General features: G+C 39.2%; 19 protein-coding genes. 12 read left to right on the top strand and 7 right to left on the bottom strand.

Annotation, left to right across the window (positions count from 1 at the left end):
• Positions 1–2: 2 nt before the first annotated feature.
• Complete coding sequence (locus DDZ16_RS03325) at positions 3–1463, top strand: MltF family protein (protein ID WP_109263263.1); 1461 nt, start codon at positions 3–5, stop codon at positions 1461–1463.
• Between the two features lie 342 nt (positions 1464–1805).
• Here the strand turns inward: DDZ16_RS03325 and DDZ16_RS03320 are convergent, their stop codons facing one another.
• Complete coding sequence (locus tag DDZ16_RS03320) at positions 1806–3116, bottom strand: M18 family aminopeptidase (protein WP_109263015.1); 1311 nt, start codon at positions 3114–3116, stop codon at positions 1806–1808.
• 459 nt (positions 3117–3575) lie between these two features.
• On the opposite strand from DDZ16_RS03320, the gene DDZ16_RS03315 reads away from it, so the two are divergent.
• The 5 genes from DDZ16_RS03315 (at position 3576) to DDZ16_RS03295 (ending at position 9286) form a co-directional block, all read left to right on the top strand.
• Positions 3576–3866, top strand: coding sequence for a hypothetical protein (locus tag DDZ16_RS03315; RefSeq protein ID WP_109263014.1), 291 nt, complete (start codon positions 3576–3578; stop codon positions 3864–3866).
• A gap of 1270 nt (positions 3867–5136) precedes the next feature.
• Positions 5137–7098 carry an LTA synthase family protein gene (locus tag DDZ16_RS03310; protein ID WP_109263013.1) on the top strand — a complete coding sequence of 654 codons (1962 nt, stop codon included), beginning with the start codon at positions 5137–5139 and terminating at the stop codon, positions 7096–7098.
• Positions 7099–7423: 325 nt separating this feature from the next.
• Positions 7424–7696: an HU family DNA-binding protein gene (locus tag DDZ16_RS03305; RefSeq protein WP_109263012.1), complete on the top strand. Its 273-nt coding sequence runs from the start codon at positions 7424–7426 to the stop codon at positions 7694–7696.
• 76 nt (positions 7697–7772) lie between these two features.
• Positions 7773–8459, top strand: a complete 687-nt coding sequence (locus tag DDZ16_RS03300; protein ID WP_109263011.1) for a TrmH family RNA methyltransferase — start codon at positions 7773–7775, stop codon at positions 8457–8459.
• 113 nt (positions 8460–8572) lie between these two features.
• Positions 8573–9286, top strand: coding sequence for a LytR/AlgR family response regulator transcription factor (locus DDZ16_RS03295; protein WP_109263010.1), 714 nt, complete (start codon positions 8573–8575; stop codon positions 9284–9286).
• Between the two features lie 68 nt (positions 9287–9354).
• On the opposite strand, the gene DDZ16_RS03290 is transcribed toward DDZ16_RS03295, so the two are convergent.
• The 3 genes from DDZ16_RS03290 to DDZ16_RS03280 form a co-directional block, all read right to left on the bottom strand.
• A complete protein-coding gene (locus DDZ16_RS03290; protein ID WP_109263262.1) occupies positions 9355–10704 on the bottom strand; it encodes a hypothetical protein in 1350 nt (449 codons plus the stop codon).
• Positions 10705–10715: 11 nt separating this feature from the next.
• On the bottom strand, positions 10716–11726 hold the full coding sequence (locus tag DDZ16_RS03285; protein ID WP_109263009.1) for a porin: 1011 nt from the start codon (positions 11724–11726) through the stop codon (positions 10716–10718).
• A 74-nt stretch (positions 11727–11800) separates the two neighbouring features.
• Positions 11801–14056, bottom strand: a complete 2256-nt coding sequence (locus DDZ16_RS03280; protein WP_109263008.1) for an inorganic phosphate transporter — start codon at positions 14054–14056, stop codon at positions 11801–11803.
• Positions 14057–14309: 253 nt separating this feature from the next.
• On the opposite strand from DDZ16_RS03280, the gene DDZ16_RS03275 reads away from it, so the two are divergent.
• Positions 14310–14945, top strand: coding sequence for a LysE family translocator (locus DDZ16_RS03275; RefSeq protein WP_109263007.1), 636 nt, complete (start codon positions 14310–14312; stop codon positions 14943–14945).
• Here DDZ16_RS03275 and thiL read toward each other — a convergent pair.
• Complete coding sequence (gene thiL / locus DDZ16_RS03270) at positions 14942–15949, bottom strand: thiamine-phosphate kinase (RefSeq protein ID WP_109263006.1); 1008 nt, start codon at positions 15947–15949, stop codon at positions 14942–14944. The genes DDZ16_RS03275 and thiL overlap by 4 nt on opposite strands.
• A 1138-nt stretch (positions 15950–17087) precedes the next feature.
• Complete coding sequence (locus tag DDZ16_RS03265) at positions 17088–18761, bottom strand: dipeptidase (RefSeq protein ID WP_109263005.1); 1674 nt, start codon at positions 18759–18761, stop codon at positions 17088–17090.
• 404 nt (positions 18762–19165) lie between these two features.
• Here DDZ16_RS03265 and DDZ16_RS03260 point away from each other — a divergent pair, with 404 nt between their 5' ends.
• The 3 genes from DDZ16_RS03260 to DDZ16_RS03250 all read left to right on the top strand — a co-directional run bounded on the left by DDZ16_RS03260 (position 19166) and on the right by DDZ16_RS03250 (position 21638).
• Positions 19166–19555: an SRPBCC domain-containing protein gene (locus DDZ16_RS03260; RefSeq protein ID WP_109263004.1), complete on the top strand. Its 390-nt coding sequence runs from the start codon at positions 19166–19168 to the stop codon at positions 19553–19555.
• 168 nt (positions 19556–19723) lie between these two features.
• Positions 19724–20206, top strand: coding sequence for a sulfatase family protein (locus DDZ16_RS03255; protein ID WP_109263003.1), 483 nt, complete (start codon positions 19724–19726; stop codon positions 20204–20206).
• Positions 20207–20243: 37 nt separating this feature from the next.
• The gene (locus DDZ16_RS03250; protein WP_109263002.1) at positions 20244–21638 is read left to right on the top strand and encodes a sulfatase family protein; all 1395 of its coding nucleotides are present in this window, start codon (positions 20244–20246) and stop codon (positions 21636–21638) included.
• Between the two features lie 576 nt (positions 21639–22214).
• On the opposite strand, the gene DDZ16_RS03245 is transcribed toward DDZ16_RS03250, so the two are convergent.
• On the bottom strand, positions 22215–22412 hold the full coding sequence (locus tag DDZ16_RS03245; RefSeq protein WP_109263001.1) for a hypothetical protein: 198 nt from the start codon (positions 22410–22412) through the stop codon (positions 22215–22217).
• A gap of 238 nt (positions 22413–22650) precedes the next feature.
• Here DDZ16_RS03245 and DDZ16_RS03240 point away from each other — a divergent pair, with 238 nt between their 5' ends.
• On the top strand, positions 22651–23394 hold the full coding sequence (locus DDZ16_RS03240; protein ID WP_109263000.1) for a hypothetical protein: 744 nt from the start codon (positions 22651–22653) through the stop codon (positions 23392–23394).
• Positions 23394–23600 (top strand): hypothetical protein, encoded by a 207-nt coding sequence (locus DDZ16_RS03235; RefSeq protein WP_109262999.1) that lies wholly within the window; start codon positions 23394–23396, stop codon positions 23598–23600. Before DDZ16_RS03240 ends, DDZ16_RS03235 begins: the two co-directional genes overlap by 1 nt.
• Positions 23601–23895: the final 295 nt, after the last annotated feature.

Genomic DNA, 23895 nt, shown 5'->3' with positions numbered 1-23895 from the left:
CTATGGAAAAAATCTACTTTTTATCCTTTCTTTTCTTTATTTTTTCTTGCTCATCAGATAATGACCCCATTGAAGTCGAAGTAACCGACAAGGTTACTATTTCAGCTCCGCAATTAGAACGTGATTTACCGGAATTGAAAGAATCCGGGGTGATGAAAGCCATCATGGTCTACAGTGGGACTTCCTACTTTCTTTATCGTGGACAACCCATGGGATATGAATATGAATTGCTTCAGCGATTGGCAAGCCATCTGGGCCTAAAGCTTGAGGTGGTTATCGCCCACAACATCAATGATGTAATTAATTTGCTCAACAAAGGCGAGGGAGACATTATTGCTCATGGGCTTACTGTTACTCAACGAAGACAACAGTTTGTAAACTTCATGGATTACCTTTATCTCACACGTCAGGTTTTGGTTCAGCGAAAACCTGATAACTGGAGACAAATGAAATTGCATGAAATTGAAAAAGAGCTCATTTCCGATCCCATAGAATTGATTGGGCAAACAGTTTCTGTGCGACGAAATTCTGCCTATTACAGTAGATTGGTGAATCTGCAGCAGGAAATTGGAGGGAAAATCAACATCGATACTATTCCCGGTAATTTTTCTACCCAGAAGGTTATTAAGATGGTTGTTGACGGGGAAATTGACTTTACTGTTTCCGATAACAATATTGCTGAGCTTAACAGTTCATATTATCCCATTCTTGATGTCGAAACCCCTGTCAGTTTTTCTCAGCGTGTTTCCTGGGCTGTCAGGAAAAATTCACCTTTGTTTTTGGAAGCTCTTAACAAGTGGGTTGAAGAAATGAGGGATGATGTTGATTACTATGTCATTTATAACAAATACTTCAAGAATACCCGTTATTTCCGTCAAAGAGTCTCTTCTGACTTTTACAGTGGTAATGGTCATAAAATCAGTCAGTATGATAGTATTGTGAAGCACCATGCAGACCGAATCGGATGGGACTGGAAATTGCTTAGTTCTGTTATTTATCAGGAATCCAGATTCGAATCGAGTGAGGAATCATGGGCCGGAGCCAGAGGTTTGATGCAGTTGATGCCGGCAACCGCAAGAGAACTAGGTGTTTCGGATGTTACTGACCCTGCTCAAAATATTCGGGGGGGAACGTCTTATTTGCATCAGTTATGGAATAGATGGGAGGAAATTCCGGACTCAACACAGCGTATTAAATTTGCACTTGCTTCTTATAATTGCGGATATTCACATGTCGTTGATGCTACGCGACTGGCTGATAAATATGATGCAAACCCCAAAGTGTGGGATGAAAACGTTGAAACTTATGTTCTGAATTTAATGTATCCGGAATATTACAATGATGATTTGGTAAGATATGGATATGTCATGGGAGAGGAACCTGTTAATTATGTAGAACAGATATTGGAGCGATATGACCATTATGCACAAATTTTATCTGAAGAATCAGAGGAAGAAACTTAATGAAAGTTTGATCTTTGAAATACACTACAAACCAGTTGCTTGTATTTAAAGGTTTTTGTCTGTTAAAATGCAGCATATTAAGATTGTACGAATTATCCTACATCTTTCATCTAAAAATCTAACGATCTATTGCATATAATCAAGCGCAAAGGAATCGGTGTGTGATGTAAAATAACCTTGCACCTAAGTGTTAGCCGATGTGATCTAAGTTTTAAATAGATAATTATATGTGCTTTTTCAGCGCTCCCTGGGTAATCTAAGACAAAAGCCTCCCCGCAGCTAAAAAGGCAAATCAGGGAGGCTTTCATTTTTTTGAGCTTTCTTGTGTCATTCCGGCAGAAATTACTGCTTCTCAAGTTCAAAGAATTTATTGAATACCCGAATTACATATTCATGGTCTTTTACTCCTCCCAACTCTCTTACCGAATGCATAGCCAGCATGGGATTACCAATGTCCACAGAACGCACATCCAGTTGAGTAGTACTTACATTACCCAGTGTGGAGCCACCCGCCATATCACTTCTGTTTACAAATTTCTGGCATGGAACACCGGCAGATTTGCACAAAAGTTCGAAAATAGCTCCACTCTCACCATCGGTTGTATACTTCTGGTTGGCGTGAATTTTAATAACCGGTCCTTTGTTGATGAGTGGATGCAAAACCGGGTCATGCTTGTCGGGCTGGTTGGGATGAACTGAATGAGCCATGTCAGCAGAAATCATAAAGGATTTGTATATGGTTTGCTGAATGCCCTCATCGTCTGTTCCCAATTGTCTTAAAATCCGGTAGAACAGATTCTTGAAAACCGGAGATCCGGCACCTTGTTTTGTTTGACTGCCAACTTCTTCGTTGTCGAATATGCAAAGCATCTTTGTTGATTCTGAGGGCTCTGAGTTAATAAGCGCTTCAAGTCCGGCATGAACCATTGCCAGGTCATCCAGCTTTGGACTGGAGATGAATTCCTGATGAGCTCCCAGAATACATCCTCTGGTTTGTTCATTTAATGTGATGTCGAAGTCAACAATTTTTTCAGATTCCACGCCAGCTTCCATGGCAAGTAATTCCTTGAAATAACCTTTGCTTTGGCTGCCTTCGCCTAATATTCCGGACAGGGGAAGCATGTCTGTCTGTTTATTGAGAGCAACTCCTTCATTTACTTCACGGTTGAGGTGAATCGCCAGATTAGGAATGACCAACATCGGGCGGTTGAAGTTTACAAGACGGCTTTCGGGCCTTAGCGGGTCTCCGGTATCCAGCGAGATCCTGCCTGCCATTGAAAGTGGCCGATCCAGCCAGCTCATGAGAATAGGACCGCCATATACCTCGGTGTTGAATTTGACGAAGTAGTCTTCCGGTGAAATCTCGGGATCGGGTTTTATTTTAAAAGAAGGCGAATCACTGTGGGCACAAATCATCTTTACGCCATTATTTTTAGGTGATTCAGTTCCTGTAATGAAAGCAAAAATGGATGATTCATTGCGCGTGGTATAATACTTTTGTCCCTTTTGCAGTTCCCATTTCTCGGTTAGGTCTAATTCTTTGAATCCCGCCTGCTTCAAAATTTTAGCAGTGTTCTGAACAACATGAAAGGGACTTGCACCGGTGTGAATGAAGTCTATAAGCTCTGTGGCAAGTTTTAACTCTTTTTCCATGACGATTAATGTTTTATAGATCTATAACAAAAATAGGTAACAACGGTTGGTAAAAAAAGAACATTTGTTGTTATTATTGCCAATTCGGATAAATATGTTATACTTAGCGCTATACTAATCATGCAGGAAATATTATGAAGATGTTAGCGCAAGAAACTCAGTTTCTTATAATCAATTCAAAAACTGATTTTTGTTTGCAGTAAATGAACTTTTGGGGTATGATTCAGGTTATTAAAATAATATCCATAAATATTATGATAGGTCTTGATCTCATTTTTTTTTTGTTATAAATTTACTAAAAAGTAACAGAGAAAGTTTAAAATTTATTGATTTGGTACAAGACTTGCTGATGTTTTATTGAGTACTTTTTTTCAGTGCATTATGTGGATTTTCAGAGTTTTTATAAACGCTGTAAATATTTTGCAAATTGCGGATTAATTACATTTAAAAATTGATGATATGAAACATTATCGTATAAAAGTCAGAGATGATAAAGCAACATTTTTTGAGGAATTGTTGCGTTACCTTGACTTTCTTGATTATGAGCAGGTAGAAGGATTTACCGAACCTCGAATCTATACCAACTTTGAATTAAGAGCACGACAGGATAAAGAAAAGAAATCAGAGAAAACCAAAGAATCCTCATTCAAGTCAAAATATGGTGGAGGAGAAGAGTCTTCCGGAGAAAGCCTGCGTGATGTGTTGGCACGAATAGATCAAATCAGGGATCAGGCAAGGAAAAATAAATAGACTCCGCAGATTTAAATGTTTTTTTGCTGAGAACTGCGAGAAAAGACTTTTTTATGATCGGACTTATGATCCAATTATGAAAGAGTGTAAATAGAATATGTTCTATTACTTTAAGCTATTTTGTCTTAAAACCCCGGAAATGATTGTGTCATTTTCGGGGTTTTTTACTGAGTGAATTGCAAGGTGCTTTTCTTTACCAGATCATGTTAAACCTAATTTTCGCAAGGGTTTTACCTTTTTCTCCGATTACCTTTTGTGGACATTGGGTAACCCCGATATAGAAAATCACTTATTTGAGTGAAGGATGATACCAAATGAGATGATTTACTTAATCGAATCCGCAAGAAATCATTAAATATGTTTTTGTCTTTTTTTCGGATTTTGGGTTAAATGAAAATCTTTCCCTCCATATTCAATACTCCGTTAAGCTTGACACTAGTGTCAAGTCAAGCATAGTCTGACGGCCCAAGCCTTGCTCTTTCTACCTTTTGCTTCTCAAAAAAAAGACTCACGTAGCTACGGCTATGCTTACTTTTTTGTTGATTTGCACAAGGTGAAAAATAGCGGCGGCTTACCCGACATTCTACACTTGACTTGACACTAGTTTGTATTTGCGATGATATTAACAATTAGGTTTTTCCTTTAAATACCTACATGATGCATAAAATGCTAATCCATTAAGTTCCTTAAAAGCTTGGCTGCCGGGAGGCAGGGGTAAATTTAGATAACCCCGGGCAGATAAGTCCGGGGGGGGGAGATGTCCGAGCTGCAGGGTCTCTGACAGGGGGCCAACTATTTCAAATTTGCCTCCATTCGGGGACTCTGGAAAAATTGCTATTTTAAACTACAGCCACCTTTTTTGCAATGCACCGCAAATCAATTGTTTGTATTTAAAAGTATTTGTTTATTAAGAATCAGACTATCAATATTTCACGAATTATCTTACCTCTTTCCTGACTGCCGACAGGCAGGTATCTGAAAATCTAACGATCTATTGATATTAAATGCTTTTTTTCTTCCCAGTTTATTGAACGAATTTGCATTGAAATTGATATTTCTCTGTAACGCGAGATGGCAAAATTATTGTTGTGAAATTTCTGTTAAATTTGCATCCTTATTTTACACCTCTTTCCGACTATTATGTCAGGGGTTAAATAAAAAGTTTCAGGGGGAGAGTTCAATTTTTGGTCTTTCGAAGCGAAACATTTTAAAGGCATGCAGATAGGATAGCGGGTTGATTTTTTATTAAGGATTAATTATTTGAGTAGGAATGAAGAGCATTTTTAAAAGAACTTATAAGACGAATGAATATTTGGTTTTATTGATGCGTTTTGGTCTTGCCATGGCACTTTTTTCGGTAAGCCGAATTGCATTTTATCTTTTTAATGCTGACTTATTTGAAAATATAAATACAGCTACTTTTCTTACTTTGCTGAAAGGAGGAGTGAGATTTGACTTGAGTGCCCTTCTTTATTTGAACTCCCTTTACATCCTGGTTTTTCTTTTACCATTTCGGTTTAAATTCATTGCCGGTGTTCAAACAGGATTAAAGTGGTTGTTTTTTATAACCAATGGGATAGGCCTCGCTGCTAATGTTGCTGATATTATTTACTATCGTTTTACCTTAAAAAGGACTACGGCAAGTGTTTTTGAGATCTTTGAGAATGAGGAAAACATGTTTTCACTATGGGGACAATTCCTTGTTGATTACTGGTATGTTGTTCTTCTTTGGGGGGGGGTAGTCGCCATTATGGTTTGGGGATATAATCGTTTCAAAGCGGTTCCATTTCCCATCAAAACCTGGTGGAAATACAGTCTTGTAGGAACTGTTTTTTTTGTTTTGGCCATTGGCCTGACAATTGGTGGTATGAGAGGTGGCTTTGAGCATAGTACACGTCCTATTAATATTAGCAATGCAGCCCGCTATGTAGAGCGGCCGGAACAGATTTCCATTGTGTTGAATACTCCTTTTGCTGTATTGAGAACTTTTGATAAATCTGTTTTTAAACCGGTAAGGTATTTCAGTGAAAAACGTTTGGCCGGCATTTATTCACCCGTTTTTGAATCCCGAAAATCCGCATCCAGCTTGTCTCCGGATAGTCAGACACAAAGGCCAAATATTGTAATGATTATCCTTGAAAGTTTTGGCAGAGAACATATAGGAGCGCTTAATAAAGATCTGGAAAATGGCCGTTATAAAGGTTATACGCCCTTTCTTGACAGCCTGATTCAGGAATCCTGGGCTTTTGACAATGCTTATGCCAATGGACGAAAATCTATTGATGCATTGCCATCCATTATTGCGTCAGTACCGTCTCTGGTTCAGCCATACATAGTTTCTGAATATGCCACTAATGAAATTAACGGTTTGCCAGGCCTTTTGGATAAAGTGGGGTATGAAAGTGCTTTTTACCACGGAGCCCCCAATGGATCAATGGGGTTTTTGGCTTTTACAAAAATGGCCGGATATGATCAATATATAGGAAAAACAGAGTATAATAACGATGATGATTTTGACGGCATGTGGGGAATTTGGGATGAACCCTTCTTTCAGTTCTTTGCCAATGATATGGAACGGTTGAAGCCCCCATTCTTTTCTACTATTTTTTCTCTCTCATCACATCATCCTTTTGCAGTTCCGGAAAGATATGAAGGTGTATTTCCTGAAGGACCATTGCCGCTTCACAAAAGCATGGGTTATACAGATATGGCTCTTAAGCGCTTTTTTGAGACTGCCTCCCAATATTCATGGTTTAGCAATACTTTGTTTATTATAACTGCTGATCATTGCACGGTACCATTTCACAAAGAGTACAAAACCCCAGTGGAAAGTTTTGCAGTGCCTATCCTGTTTTACAAACCAGGGGATATCTCTCCTAAAATGGATCATGGGTTGGCACAACAAACCGATATACTACCCACTGTTTTGTCATATATTGATTATCCTTATCCGTTTGTTTCTTTTGGCAATGATTTATTTGCAGTCAACCCCGGGGAAAGATTTGTGGCCAATTATTTCAATGAATCTTATCAGTTCCTTTTTAAGGACTATGTTTTATATTTTGATGGAAAAAGAACTACAGGTATTTATAATCTTGAAAAGGACCCCCTTCAAAAAAGCAACCTTGTAGGCAAGATGGATCTTCCTGAAGGCAAAATGTTGATGAAAGCCTATATACAGCAGTATATAACTAGGATGCGTCAGGATAAACTTGCCCAAAAGGAACTTTGATCTTCCAAACAGAGGAATTGTGTTCTGTTTAGGGATGCATGGAGTTTTATGAATTGTTAGGGTAAATTAGTGGATGTTTACAATGTCTGCTTATCATAACAAAATCAGGCGTAAGCGTATTTTAAATTTTTTTTTCTGGGGTCACCATGGATGTTGACTTGCCAAAAAATGGCTATTAAACCTCGAAAAATTATCATTGTTCAAAAAAAATACCCTTTTGAAGCATTTTTTAGGGTTTGGAATTTGGTAAACACCAAAAACCGTCTATATTTGTGAAAAGAAGATTGGGAAACCTAGTTTATAACCCTAAAAATTAATTTTTATTATGAACAAAGCTCAATTAATTGAAGCAATCGCTAGTGAATCAGGTTTAACTAAAGCCGACGCTAAAAAAGCTCTTGACGGTTTTATTTCAGTAACTGGTGATGCATTGAAAAAAGGAGACCGGATCGCACTTGTAGGATTTGGTTCTTTCGCAATTTCTGAAAGAAGCGCCCGCACAGGTCGAAATCCTCAAACCGGTAAGGAAATTCAAATTCCTGCTAAAAAAGTAGTTAAGTTTAAAGCTGGTAGCGAGCTTACCGATGCAGTAAACTAATTCTTTTTTGGTCAAAAGAATAAGAAGAGGGTATTTCTATTTTTGAAGTACCCTTTTTTATTTTGTCAAAAAAATAATGAGTAAAGCTTTAATCGAATATCTATCGCAATTTCTGACCCGACAGAAAAGAGATTTGTTTAACAGGGTGTTGTCTCAACGAACAAATTATATCACCGTTGTTTTGGAGGACATTTTTCACTCTCACAATGCAAGTGCGGTCTTGAGGAGTTGTGATTGTTTTGGCATTCAGGATGTTCATCTGGTTGAGAACAGACATGAATATGATGTAAACCCGGATATAGCTTTAGGTTCATCGAAATGGTTAACTTTGCATAAATATAATGAGCCGGGGGGAGGGAGTACCGAATCTGCACTTAAAACTTTAAAAGAAAAGAATTACAGAATACTGGCTACATTGCCTGGAGAGGATGCTGTTTCCTTTGAGGAGATAGATATATCAAAGGGCCCCATTGCCCTTATTTTTGGAGGTGAAAGATCAGGCGTATCAGAAGAAGTGAAGAGCATGGCGGATGGTTTTATTACCATTCCAATGGTCGGATTTACAGAAAGTTTAAATATTTCTGTCGCAGCAGCTATTCTTTTGCAACATTTTTCGGGTCAAGCTCGTATTCAGGTGAAAGGATGGGAGCTTTGTGAGCAATATAAAGATGCTCTTTTATTGCGTTGGATAAAACAATCGGTTAAAAGGGTCGACCTGATTGAGAAAGATTTTCTCCGGAAGTATGGTAACAGGCAGATATAAAATTGCGCTTGATTAAAGAAAAATTTTCTTTAGTTTTGAGGTTAGTGAAAATGCTTCCGGATAGATTCCATTAATTAAGTATAATTTTGTATTTTTGACCAAAATCTCTATTTATGAATTGCATAATTATTGATGACGACAAGCTGTCAATAAAAATAATTGAAGAGTTTGTGGGAAGGACTGAAGGCTTGCATCTTGCAGGATCTTTTTCAAGTGCGGTTGAGGCGATTAATTCTTTGAATCAGGCTGATGCAGAGAAAATTGATTTGATATTCCTGGATATTGAAATGCCGGAAATGTCAGGAATTGAGTTTTTGGAATCATTGGATATTATTCCTCAGGTCATCATATATTCCTCTCAAGAAAAATATGCTTTGGAGTCATATGAATATGATGTTACCGATTACCTGCTTAAACCAGTTCAGTTTGGTCGCTTTATTAAGGCTGTAAACAGAGCACGTGAACGCTTTGAGAAAAAAGAAAGTCCGGTAAAAGAAAGCACCGAAATCTTTATCAAAAATAATGGTTCACTCGTTCGCATAAAATACGATGATATTTTGTGGATAGAGGCCTTGGAGAACTATGTCGTTCTGAATACCTTCAAAGACAAGTACACCATTCATTTTACCATGAAGTCCATTACCGATAAGATGCCTACGGATAAGTTTATGAGGATCCATCGGTCGTTTATCGTAAACTTCAGCAAAATTAAGGTAATAGAAGACAATTCTGTTGTCATTAAAACTGATAGTGGTACTAAGGTGATTCCAATTGGAAAGTCATACCGGGACAAGTTAATGAATGATATTAACTTGATTTCAAAATAGAGAATTGGATCTAAAATAAAAAAACCACAGATTGTTTTGTCTGTGGTTTTTTTATGGAATTTATGTTATCATTGGAGTAGTTCTTCGGAGGTAAGGATACTCCAGGGTTTTAACCAGTTTGAGTTTCCCATGGCGCCTTTGAAATTTGTTGTTTCAAACCACTCGTCATCCAATTCTGCAAACTCTCCGGTATTTTTCTTAACAGGGATCAGGTTCATAACATCAATTGTTTGCGAATTGTATGCTATTCCCGGATTATCCAGTTCATTGTTCCATATTTCAAAATGGGAACTTACATAGGCATCTTGTTCTGTAACATCGGTAATGTTGTCGGGATAGACACCAAGAATTTGCAGGGCAGAGTTATTTCCTACGTTGTAAAATATATTATTCAGAATTCCAATATGGCCGTTCAGAAATTGTTGATAGCTGTCCAGATCGCTAGCTGAGTATTCAATGTCTATACCATCTTTCTGATGAAGAAATATGGAATTGGCAATAGTGCCGGCCGAGCTATTGTCATAACGTCCAACCTGCCCATTCTCATCCATTCCTTTTCCAATAAATGTGGCATTGGCAATGATCGGCCTTGTACGCGGAGTGCTTTCCCTGTCACTTAGTTCAAATAGCAAATCACCGGTAGCTCCTGCCTGGAGACCAACGATGAACTGGCATTTTCCACGATATCCAAGATCAAAATCAAAAGCATCATCTCCACAAAAAGCAGAAAGCAGGTACTTTCCATTTACGGTTCCTCCGAAAAATTCAAATCCATCATCCCGGTTTGAGATAACCTCGACATGTTCCAGTGTTGTTTCGCTTCCAACGCCCCCCAAAGTCAGTCCGTTAATCTCATTGCCTTCGCCAATAGAAGTGCCACCATGGCGAATAGAAACGTATTTAATGATACCCGAATTGTCTTTATTGATATTTCCTCCATAGATCCCACGTGGTTCTTGTTCCGGGATGCCTTCGATGAAACTTTCACCTGAAGCTGAATTAACAGGCGCATTGCCAAGTACAATAACTCCTCCCCACAGTCCGTTGTTTTCAATAGGTACTGACCCTTCAAGGTCATCTCCTTCAACTGTGAAAATAATGGGTTTTTCGGGAGTTCCTTCGGCAATAATACGACCTCCGCGAGCCACTACGAGTGCAGATGCATTTATATCCTGGCCTGTTTTTGCACGGATTACAGTTCCGGGCTCAATGGTGAGAGTTTGTCCATCGTTCACGAAAACAATTCCATCCAGTAAATATTTGTTGTCGGCCCTCCATGTTGTTGTACCTGTTCCGCCTCCATTGTCTGTTATTACTGAAAATTCATTTGGAATAACGTATTCAGATTCACGACATCCGTTGGTGATAACCAGAAATATTGCTGTTAGAAGTAGCAGTGTTTTTTTTAGTTTTTCCATGGCCATTCAGTTTAAAAGGATGCTTGAATATTTAGGTAAAAAGCAGAAACAACCTCTGCATTTTTGGCAGCCGGATAATTATCCTGATAGTTGGCTGCAATTTTTATGGCTTTTACAGGGCTGAATTCAATACCGGCAGTCACTGCTGTTTCATCCCTTGCCAGGTTCCAGGGCACTGATTCTCCTTTCAGAATGTTCGAATCTGCCTTGTCAAATCGACCAAAAAGATGGGTTTTTGGCAGAATTAAAACGTCTCCTACGATGGAAAAACCTTCCATATTATGATTGTCCTGAAAGTTGCGGTTGAAATGCCATGCATACTCGCCACCAATAGAGAACTTATCTGTTTTATATCCTGCAAAAAGAACGGTTGTTCCCTGCGTAACAATTTTACTTGATAAATCCCCGTAAATTCTGGTCGTCAATCCATCAATCGGGTGGGCCGTAAACCCTAATGCTCCTTTAAAGGTATTATCATTTTGAAGACTGGAGTAGCCTTCACCGTTAAAAAGTGCAAAGTCTACATCAAAAAAATCAGATTTCCAGACGGCCTTTACTCCAATGTCAGCACTTGGGCCAAACTTGTAAATATCCATGAAGGATTTCTTAATATACCGGCGTCCCCAAAACTTTTCCTGGGTTTTGAATTGTGTTGCCCCCTGGAGACCAACGGTGATTTCAAGGTTGTCCATGGGTGTATAGTAGATGGCTGCTGTTTTAAAGTAGCCAAATCTGCGTAAAAGGGAGTACTGAGAGGCATCATTGGGGGAGCCAATGTCAATTTTCACCTCGGCTGCAAATTCAGGAGAAATGAAATATTCATATCCCAGATAGGCTCTTCTTACTTCAAAAGCTGTCTGTTTTTCAGGACCTTGTATGGAAGTGTTGAAATTGGTAAATATCTTACCATAAACCGATCCTGAAGGAGTAAATTCATTGTCACTGCTCTCTTGTGCATTAGAAAACTGACAAAATAGAACTACCCCGATTAAAAGCATTATGCTTCGGAAAACTGAAAACATTTTTTCCAACAATTTTGAGTGAGTAATAAACGGGGCTACATCCTGTGTGTGATATGTAGCCCCGTTTTAAGAATTTATTTTTTATGGGCGGCAACGAATTCACGTTGTGCTTTAAGCAGATTAATCAAGTGCAACAGCATGTTTTGGGTTTCATGGAGTATAGATAAATAAAGCATGCTGATTTTAGTTCCGGACTTCTCTTTCTTGATGCGTTTTAATTGCTTCTTGCGTAATCCCTTGATTACATCAATAAGCTTCGATTGTTCATCAGTAAGATCCTGCAGATTGGTGAAATCCGATTGGTCAATCATGCTGTTGGCCTTGGTGATTAATGAACGAACTTTGCTCTCAAGAATATTGATTTCCTCAAATTGATCATCCGTAAATACTTTGTGATTATTGTCGAGATGTTCGAAGCAGGGCTGCGTAATAAAGTTCAGGGAATTGGTGGTTTCTCTCAAATAATCCACCACCTGAACATAAAACAGACCTGAGTCTATTGTCTCTTCCTGAAGTTTACGAACGGTGTTGTATATATTAGATTTAAGTTTCTTGGTTTGCTTGTTCAGAGATTTCACTTCTTTCGAAGTTTCTTTCAGATTTTTGCGATCTTCAGCTTCGAAGTAATTAAGTGAATCACCATAATAGCGTGAAATGTTTTTGAGAACATTAGATACGCTTGTTCGGCATTTTTCTAAAACCTTCTCAGAAAGAATTTCTCCATCTACTTCTTCAATCTCAAGATCTGTGTAGGTTTTAGTCTCTGAATCCTGCTTTTTGGTGATAGCATGTGTGCGGTATACCATGAAAGCAGCAAAGAGTACCAGAGCACCAATGGCATATACTCCTCCGAACATCATAAGATTGGCCATAATAAAAGCAACAGTAGCAGCTGAGAAGGCAGTCATGAACCATCCGCCAATCACTGAAACAACACCTGTAATTCTGTATACGGCACTTTCACGGCCCCATGCGCGGTCGGCAAGCGAACTACCCATGGCTACCATAAACGTAACATATGTGGTGGAAAGTGGCAATTTGAGGGAAGTTGCAAATGAGATAAGAATACTGGCAACAACCAGGTTGACTGATGCTCTTAATGCATCGAATGAAGGGGCTTCCTTACCCATTTTCTGGCGTTCCTCTTCGTAACCGGAACTGTCGAACTGACGATCGATAGCCGATTTTAATTTTGCCGGAACAACTTTATTAACAGAATTGGAAAATGCAATACTGCCGCGTACAATTGATCTTGCAAAGAAAGAAGACCCAAATCTTTCTTCCCCTTCAGATTGACGTCCAAGATCCAGAGAGGTTTTAACAACCCGCTTGGCCTTTTTTGAAGTCCACAGTGTAACCACCATTATTAACCCGGCAATAACCAAAAGATAACCTTCTGTTTTTACTTCACCAGCTAACGAGCTCATTAGAATGTCCTGATTATTACCTCCTTCAGCAAGGAATATTTTAAAAGATTCAAAACCTGCAAGCGGTACCCCAATAAAGTTTACCAGGTCGTTTCCGGCAAATGCCATTGCCAGGGCAAAGGTTCCTGCAAGAACAGTTACTTTTAAGATGTTGAATTTAAACAGCCAGTATAGTAGCTGGATTAATACTGTCCAGAAAATAAAGCTGTAAAGAATAATCAGTTTGGTGTTGCTGATAATCCATGTTTTCAGATCATCAGACATGAAGGATGCACTTTTGGCTCCTTTAATGAGAAGAAAATATGTAATTGCAGTAATGGCAATTCCGCCCCACAAAGCTCCAAAATACTTAATTCTCTTTTTGAAGTTGAAAGAGAACATGAGCCGGGTGATATACTGAACAATCATACCTACAGTGAAGGATATGATGACCGATAAAAGAATTCCCGAAATGATGGCGAGGGCCTTGGCTGAGTTGATGTACTGACTCAAAACCATGTCGGGATTGTTCATTGATTTGATGAGTGCTACCCCGATGGCTGCTCCCAATAGTTCAAAAACAATGGATACCGTAGTTGAAGTTGGCAAACCAAATGTGTTAAACAAATCCAGGAGAATAACATCGGTAAGCATTACTGCCATGAACACGATCATGATATTCTCGAAAGTAAAATACTGTGGGTTGAAAATCCCTTTTCTTGCTACTTCCATCATTCCGCCTGAAAAGCTGGCACCTACAAAAACACCTAAGGCGGCAATAACCATGATGACTTTAAATGATGCAACCCGGGACCCAATGGCCGAGTTTAAGAAGTTTACGGCGTCATTACTTACACCCACAATCAAGTCGGAGATTGCAAGTAAAAACAAAACACCTACGAGGACTAAGTAAATTGTTTCCATTTGTTGAAGTCTAGTTTAATTTTTCGGTCGCAAACATACTTGCATTTGATTTGCAAAGTGTTTTGACGCTGTTAAGTCTATGTTAAGTTTTTGTTAAGAGAAAGGCTTAAGTTTCTGACATACAGATTGAATGAATTTATGGTGATTTGAGTGTCTTTACCCAAAGATAAAGAAACCTTAACAAAAATTTGAGTTTTATTGGTGTTTGTTCTTAACTTATTTTGAATCTTTGTGGTGCAAAAAAAGGTGATTAATGTATTGGAGTACACTTTTAGATGGGATGCTGGTGGGGTTTTCAGCTTCATTGCCCCTGGGGCCTATTGGAGTTCTGGTTATTCAGAGAACATTACAAAATGGAAGGTTTTCCGGCCTTAGTTCTGGTTTTGGAGCGGCTATGTCAGACACGATATATGCTATTATTGCAGGTTTTAGTTTGTCTTACATCGTTACTTTCATTGAGTCCCAGATACTTTGGATTCAACTTGGCGGAGTGATTATTCTTACCGGCCTGGGGGTGAAAATATTCAGGACCAATCCGGCAATTCAATTAAGAAAACAGAGAGCAGGGAAACATTCCCTGGTCAGTGACTTTGTATCAACATTTTTTCTTACCCTGAGTAATCCATTGGCAATATTTCTTTTTATTGCATTTTTTGCCAGTTTCAGGGTGTTAAAACCAGAGTACGGAATATTTGGTCATTTGATAATAATTGGAGGTGTTTTTGCCGGAGCTGCAACCTGGTGGACCATACTAACGTCACTGGTTATGCTTTTCCGTTCAAAAATTAACCTTCGTCGCTTGTTCTGGATTAATAAAATTGCGGGTTCTGCAATTGTGATTTTTGTAATTTTAGCCTTTGTTTTCTGGTTAATAACCGAGTATTATTAATGGCCAAAATGGTTGAATCCCTCTTTTGTTAGTTCAAAGGGGCGGTCTTTCTTGATCCATTCTATTTCTCCGTTTTTAGCTTGTGTTATTCGGCCAATGGGGGAGAGACGATAAGGAAAATGTTTATTATACTCAGTTATGATTTTTTCTGATTTAGTCTTGTCAATAGTGACCATCAGTCTGTAATCTTCTCCCCCGGCCAGAGCTAATGCTTCCGGTTCCCAGTTGTACTTTTCTGAAGCATATATAAGGGCTTCTGACATGGGGACATCCTCCAGCTGGATTGTCGCTCCGACTTGTGATTGTTTCATGATGTGTTTCAAATCAGAGGCAACACCGTCTGATAAATCCATCATGGCCTTTATGCCTTCTTGCTTATTCAGCCAGAGTCCTTCATTGATGGCCGGTTCAGGTTTATTATGCCAATTTAATAGATCCCGGGATTTTCCTTCAACGGCAATGTTTTCAAGAATTAATTTCAGCCCGGCAGCTGAATCACCCAAAGGGCCGGTTACACAAATAATGTCATCAGGTTGGGCCATGGATCTCATTCTTGATTTTCCCTTTGCTGTTTTTCCCATAACGCAAACATTAATCACTAATTTATCCGGTGACCTGGTCGTATCACCGCCAAGCAAAGGAACGTTGTATTTGTTACTTAATTCATGATAACCTTTCATCAATTCATCAAGATACTCAACATCCATATCAGCTGGTATTGCAATTGACAGAAATGATGATGTAGGTTGTGCCCCCATTGCGGCAATGTCGCTTAAGTTAACGGCCAGGGATTTATAGCCCAGGTCAAATGGGGAGATAGCCTTTCGTAAAAAATGAATGTCTTCAATTAATAAATCAGTTGTGACGACCTGTTCATTTTTGTCGTCCAATGGCAGAATGGCACAATCATCTCCAATTCCTTTGCTGTTTGCTGTAGGAATGTTTGCGAAGTTCTTAGAGAAACGTTCGATAAATCCAAATTCGCCAATTTGTGACAGTTTCATATTCTTACGGTTTACTATTTTATTTTTTTGTATACTGTTCTTTAGTTGAAGCAAAGTTAGCAGGGTTTTTTTAAATCTAAATGTTACGAAACAATAGATCGTTAGAGCCAAAGCTTCGGATAGATATTAGATAAATGCTAGTGTGATATTTATTAAATTGGGTTACTTGAATTTTATGTGATTTTTTTCTTTATGCAAGGCGGGGTTTGCAAAGCATAGCCTTAGCTATGGTTAAAAGCCCCAACGAAGCAGAAAGGAAAAAAGCGCCTGAAATTAGTGAATGAATTTAGTAATTGTCACACTAGACCATACTATACCTGTTATCAAAATTTTAATGTAAGGAGCGCTGAAAAACGCATGTTTTATTAGCTATTAAAACTTTAAACCATATCACAAACACTTGAGTGCAAGGTTATTTCACAATATACTCGAATTTATTTGCACTTGATTATATCAATAGATCGTTAGATTTTTATATTAGATTTAAGATAAATCATAACCAATTGATAATTCGAGCGTTAATCCAGAAGCTGTTAAGGTTTAAATAATTGATTAAAAGCTCATTACAAGAGTTTGAGGCTGTAGTTTAAAAATGCGTTTTTGCCCTTGGGGATTAAATAGTGCAAGGCCTTGCAAGGACAAAGTCACCATATTAAAGTAAAAAAGGCATCATTGGTACTCTTGAAAAGGTTGTACCGAATTAGGTCTGGCGGATTCCGATCCGCCACCAGAGGGAAAACGGCGGATCGGCTTCGGCTCTACCACTTTCCCAGAAAGAATCCGCCGCACCTGATCTTCCATTGGTAAGGTTCGATCCCCAAAAACACGCAAAAATAAACTTAAGCCAAGTTTAACGGATCATTTTTATATGAAAATGGCTAATCAAAAGAACAAAATTTACTACACCGCAACAATCTTGAAGTATCTCAATACTCCTTCGATTGGGCGGCATGTAAATTTTGCCCTTTTGACTTTTTCAGCAACTCCTGGTGTAAATGCGCCTTTAATTGCAAATAATTGAATTTAGTCTTTTACAACCGCGAATCCTCAGGATAAGGGAGTATTGACGAAAAAAGCCGAATAAAAAAAAAGGCTGTGAAACAAATGCCACAGCCTTTAATGAGTTGTTATTTTTATATTAATCTTGTTCTTTGGGGAAATCTTTCATTTTTAGTTTTTCACCGGCATCTTTTACAACATTTCGGTAATACTCGTCATCGTATCCGGGATATTCGGGTGAATGAGGATTACCATATTCGTTCTTTAAGAATTTTCCGTTTTTCTCAGGGTGAAGGTTGCCATCCAGATATTTAACCATAAGGAATTGCCCCAGTTTTTGCCACTTCTCAACAGTTATTTCAGATTGATTGTGGCTGTACTCTGTAAGAAATTCTGATGCCAGCTCAGGATCCTGTTCGTAAAGTGTCATTGCGGTGTTGTCGATGGCCGGTCCCATCGCCGCGAACTTATCCTCCAACTCTGTCTGAACTTCTCTTATGTCTTCGATCATATAGCTGTACCGGTGATATGACATATTAGAAACCCAGTTGAACACCCAAAATGCAGCGTCCCATGAAAACTCAAGCATGTTTCCGTTGCCCTCAGCAAATTCATAAGGAACGCTGTTTATACCTGCATACATTGGGACGTATACCGAAGCATTGGCATCATCAACCCCAAACCACAAAATGCCGCCAATAGGGTCGTGCATCCAGTTACGCATTTGGGCTACAAATGAAAAACCTGTTTGCTGTGTGGCAATGGCACGCTCATTAAAATACTCAGTGCTGTCCACCTCCCAGGTTAAAGGCCGGAAGCGATAAGGTACTTTGTACGGACCAGCACCTGCATCTTTAGTCATATCCAGAGGGGTTCCTTCAAAATGGTCACGCATAATGTTCATTACATCTCTTGCGCCAATTTTTTCAACTGGTTTAATGAACAGAGGCATTCTGTCTGTAGATTCTCCCAATACAAAATCCTGATATTTGTCTGCCTCTTTCTGGTTTACCTGGCGAAATGCGCTCCACACTCTTGCTTCACAGAAACGAATAGCGCCATAATCAAGAGGGGCATAAGCATCTGCAAAGCTGAAGTTTTTGTTTTTACCTTCATAATAGCCTTGCTCTACCGCGAAGGAGATAACATCATGTGAGTAGATGCAGTTTTCTTTGTCCTCGAGGGGGAATGTTGTAATGCGAGCTTGGTTGGCATGTGCTGAGATATACCCGTCAGGAATTTTGCGGGCCACCCAAACGGCTCCTTTGTTGTTGGGGCCTTTGCTGATCATTTCCATGATCCATACTTCATCGGGGTCGGCAATAGAGAAGCTTTCCCCTGAACTGTAATAACCATATTCTTCAACAAGGTCAGTCATTATTTGAATGGCATGACGAGCTGTCTTTGCTCTTTGGAGGGCAACATAGATCAGACTGCCATAATCCATTATGCCCGTGGTGTCTCGAAGTTCTTTGCGGCCACCAAAGGTTGTTTCGGCGATAGAAACCTGGTTTTCATTCATGTTGCCTATTACCTTGTATGTATGCGAGACTTGTTTTATTTGTCCCAGATATTTTCCGGTGTCCCACTCGTATATGTCCAGCATACTGCCTTCAGGATGATCTGCAGCCGGCCAGAAATAAAGCTCACCAAACAAAACATGTGAGTCGGCTGCATAAGAAATGAAGGTGGAGCCGTCTTTTGATGCATTTTTTGTTACAAGTATATTGGTACATGCCTGGGACGGATTGATGTACCAAAAAGATAGAAGGAATAATGCTATAATTCCTTTTAAGTTCATTTTTTTTCTCATAAAAAATTGTTTTTCGGTGTTTTAAAGGCAGGGAGTTGCAAAAATAAAAAAATATCGGATGTAGGAGTGTGATATTTTGCATAAACAGAATAGTAATTGATTGGTTCGGGAAATAGCTACAATTTTTGAACCAACCAGATATGTTCTTCGGTGCATTTTATTACTAAAGTCAAATTAAATTCGATTATAATGGACTGTAATTTGTCTTTTATATGAATTTACTAAAACGTAATGGTGATCAGGATTCAGATGAATCCCGTATTAATATCGAAACAGGTGGTTTTTTTGTGCCTGGCGCATATTTTTTATGCTTACTTATGATGGATTCAGCTTAAAAAAGCACTAAATATTGACTATGTTTGTGCATTGTCATTAATTTATTGAAAGCATAAAAAATTAAATGCATGAGCCTTAAAGACTTCAAGACAAGATTAAAGATCAGGACAGAGCCTGAAAATATCTATTCTGCATTCACTAATCCTTTAACCATTGAACTTTGGTCCGGCTATCCTGCAGAGATGCCGGAAGCAGATGGCGGAGAGTTTTCAATGTGGGAGGGAGATATCTCGGGCCGGGTATTGGAAAGGGTGCCGCAAGAGAAAGTAGTGGAAGAATGGTTTTTTGGAGACCAGGAAGAGCCATCCATCGCAACTATCAAAATATTTCCTTATCGCTCTTATGCTCAGGTAGAAGTGGTGCATACCAATATCCCCGAAGAAGCATGGGGGGATATTACTCATGGATGGGAAGAGTATATCCTGGGAACTATTAAGGAGTTTTTTGAGGCAGAGTAGGGGGTGAGGTTTTGCTTTTTGCTTACCATTAGTTTTGGAGAAAGAGGGTTTTGAAGAGTCTTCTTTTTTGAATAGGATATTTGGCAGATTGATCCGAATAGCAGAGGAATCAATCATTTTTTTAAAAGTTTTTCATTATAGGTAATAGCTTTTACTTATTCTTTTGATATGAGAAATATTATATTGGTCTTAATGTTACTTGGCACATTTGTCTCAATGGCAAAGGATAAACCAAATATTATATTGTTAATGGCCGGTGATTTAGGATGGGGAGATGTGGGGTTTAATGGTAACCCAATTATCAAAACCCCAAATTTGGATAAAATGGCTCAAGAGGGAATTCAATTCAACCGTTTTTATGTAGCTTCGGCGGTGTGTTCGCCCACACGTGCCAGTGTTCTTACAGGAAGGGATCCTTTTCGCATGGGAGTTTTTTGTGCCAATACAGGGATTTTGAGACCCGAGGAAATCACCCTTCCTGAATTGCTTAAAGTCGAAGGGTATGTCAGTGGGCATTTTGGTAAATGGCACCTGGGAACTTTGACTCATACCCAAAAGGATGCCAACAGAGCCCGCCCTGGAAATTTGAGAGACTATTGTCCTCCGGCCATGCATGGATATGATGAGGCGTTTGTGATTTATTGGTTTTAAGTTGTTTAGCGTAGTTTAATTAAAAAACATCCATAAAATGAATTTCAAATACCATTTCTTTACTTCTAAAGTAATGATTCTCGGGCTTGTTCTTTCAATCGGTCTAGCCTCTGGAAAAACGAAGGATCATAATAGCAAACAAGACAAACAAACCCCCAACTTCATATTCATTTACGCTGATGATTTGGGATATGGGGATTTAGGTTGTTATGGAAACCCAACCATAAAGACACCCAATTTAGACCAGATGGCCTCGGAAGGAGTGAAGTTTACACAGTTTTATGTTGCTTCACCGGTTTGTACACCATCCAGGGCTGCTTTAATGACCGGATGTTATCCTAAACGAGTCGGACTGCATAATGGTGTTTTGTTTCCTCATTCCACAACGGGACTTAACCCTAAAGAGCTAACTTTAGCTGATTTGTTGAAAAGTGAAGGTTATGAAACAGCTTGTGTGGGGAAGTGGCATTTGGGGCACCAGGAAGAGTTTCTTCCTGAATCTAATGGGTTTGATTATTTCTTTGGAATACCCTTTAGTAATGATATGAGTAAAAAAGAGCAAGCGAAAATGGGGTGGGAGAATTATAAGTACCAGCTTCCTCTTCTCTGTGGATCCGATACATTAGAACTGGATCCTGATCAAACACAACTTTGCAAGCGACTAACAGATGAAGCTATCTCTTTTATAAATACAAACAGTAAGGATGCATTTTTTCTATATATGGCTCATCCAATGCCGCATATCCCTCTATATGCTTCCAAGGATTTTCAGGGAAAAAGTGCCCGAGGTGCTTATGGCGATGCTGTAGAGGAAATTGATTGGAGTGTTGGCCAAATTATCACTACCTTAAAACAATTAGGCATTGAAAATAATACCATTGTTGTTTTCAGCTCAGATAATGGCCCTTGGTTGCCCTATAAAACACATGGTGGTTCTGCAGGCCCTCTTCGTGGGGGTAAAGGGACGACTTGGGAAGGGGGCATGCGTGAACCCTGCATTATGTGGTCTCCCGGTAATATTCCTTCCGGAATGGTATGTAATGAGATATCTTCAACTCTTGACATTCTTCCAACTTTTGCTCATTTCGCTAATGCTGATGTTTCTGATAAGATAAAGCTTGATGGCCAGGATATATATAACTTAATAATGGAGCAGGATTACTCCTTTGATTCACCAAGAACTTTTTTCTATTATTCCTCCAAAGGTACCATAGAGGGAGTGAGGAAAGGGCCCTGGAAATTGAAGGCCGTTAGAGATACCTTGGAATTATTTAATGTTGAAGAGGATATCAGCGAGAAATATAATCTGGCCCAAAAGTTTCCGAAAAGGGTTTGTGAATTAAATCAACTGATACTCAGTTTTGATAAAAAAATTGAGCAGGAGATGAGACCGGTTGGAAAAATCAGTGAAATAGAGAATAGTAGGCATTGATGTCACCCAAATTTCCTTCAAAAAAAACCGCAACCCTATAAAGAGAATTGCGGTTTTGTTCTGTGATCCTGGAGGGATTTGAACTTTTCTTTTATGATAGCTGTAAACCAGTTATTTAGTGTCTTTCTTTTTTAGCTGTTCACCATTTTGTTCTCATTCATTTTGATGATGTTTGAACGTCAATGACCGTCTCAGGTGTAGTTCAAAAATAGGGAAAAACTAAGAGATTGGCAATTTGTTTTGGGTTGATTTGTTGTTGATTAGAGTATTTGTGTTTGGCGAAGTTGGGTTTTTAAGGATTAAGGACGAATAAATATTGACAATTTATATTGAAAATGCATTTGTGAGAAGTTGCATTTTTGCTTTTTAGGATCTTGAAGGCTCTTTTTAATATGATTTGGTCACTTATAGAGTGGATTGTTTTATTTTGTCGTGTATGGCTTTTTGTTTTGGTGCAAAATAAGTCATTTGTCTAGATATTCAATGCTTTAAGAATCTTGCGGCACCAAGCTGGCACTAAGCTGGCACTAAGCTGAGATGTATTTGAGGTTTGGTAAGACCAGTTGAGGAGGTCAATTAGTCATTAATGTATTGGGCAACCTCATCTGGGTGAAAGCCTGCAAACTCAGCAAATTCATTGATGGTGATGAATTGATGAGGTGCTTTTCCCAGCTGTTTGCGAATGTTGTCAAGGATCCGGTAGCCGGTTTTTTCGCTTTTGCCGGTGATTCGCTGGATGTCTTTAGCGTATATGCAAATGCGTTTAGTTTTCATAATGAAAAAAGGTCTTCTTTTTAAGGTATAAAGGTTAATACTTTGATAATACTTTGATAATACTTTATCTATACTGTTGATATACTGCTTTATTACAAAAATGCTTCTTTAAAAATAGCAAAAAAAGAGACAAGTTTAAACAGATTTCTCATTTGGGGACAGGATTCCTGCATGGGTTTGAAAATTAATGTTTTGTCGGTTAGGTTTGATGATGTGTTAATCATAAAATCTAATTGTTATGGCAAGACAAGAGAGTTTCTTAAAACTAAAAGGCCGGGTGGGAGACCTGACCTTTTACAAGAGTGGCGGGGAGTATCTCGCCCGAACCAAAGGCGGCGTAGATGGCGACCGAATTAAAAATGATCCCCGGTTTGCCCGGACCCGTGAAAACGGCCAGGAATTTCTAAGGGCTGTCAAATCCGGGAAGTTGTTGCGGGATGCTTTTCGTGAACAACTCTACCTGGCCGCTGATCGTGGTATGAGTGGTCGCTTGACTTCCAGATTCTCGAAAGTGGTGAAAAGCGATTCGACTTCCAGCCGCGGTGAGAGAACCGTTTCAGCCGGTGATGTTTCTTTACTGGATGGCTTTGAGTTCAATGGCAATTCCAATCTGGAGAACCTTTTCTTTGGCGAGTACGGAGTTAATTTTGCGGAAGGGGTGGCTGAAGTCACCATTGAGGCTTTTGATCCCTCCTTGAACATCCAAAAACCTGACGGGGCTACCCATGCGCAATTTGTCATGATTGCAGGATCTTTTGACTTTGATGAATTGAACTCCGCCGTTGCCAATGCTGAAAGTGCATCCATTGACTTGTCAGAAAACAGCCAGGATGCGCTTACTTTGACCGCTGATGCCAGTGGTATCGAGGGAGGGACCGGCATTGTGATGCTTGGGATCCTGTTTTGGCAGGAGGTGAATGGTGAGCTCTACAAAATTAACAACGGTGCGAAGAATGCGTTGAGAATCATCTCTGTTGCTTAATGATGTCACCAGGTCAAATAGAACGCAGTCAGCAAGCCGGTTTTCTTGGGGGCACTTTAACGGGTGTATTTACCAATATCACCATGGCAGACATTTTTGCAACCGTGGTTTTGTCTGCTGTTGGCGCATTAGTAAGCTTCCTGGTGTCGATGCTCCTGAAACGGCTGCTGAAAGGAAAGAACCGGGACCAACCTCATCGGAATTAAATTTTGACTCACCAACGGGTGTTTGATGTTTGAATGGAAAGCTCTTCGAGAAATCGGGGAGCTTTTTTGGTTAGGGGCACAGGGTTGGAGGGTGAAATGTTGGGAGGGTAGAATGGTGGAATGGTGAAAAGGTAGGAGGGTGAAATGGTTATATAAGAAGTTGGATGTTAGAGGCTGGAAGTTGGATGTTAGAAATTGGTTCCCAGATGCTGGAGCTTAGATTTGCGGTTATGGTTGACTCATATAGCTCTTTATTTCTGGACTATTTCTTCAGGTATGAGTGTTGTGGATTTGT

The sequence above is a fragment of the Marinilabilia rubra genome (assembly GCF_003121985.1).
Classification (GTDB): Bacteria; Bacteroidota; Bacteroidia; order Bacteroidales; family Marinilabiliaceae; genus Marinilabilia; species Marinilabilia rubra.
The sequence above is the reverse complement of the archived record's forward strand: the minus strand, read 5'-3'. Positions and strand labels throughout refer to the sequence as shown.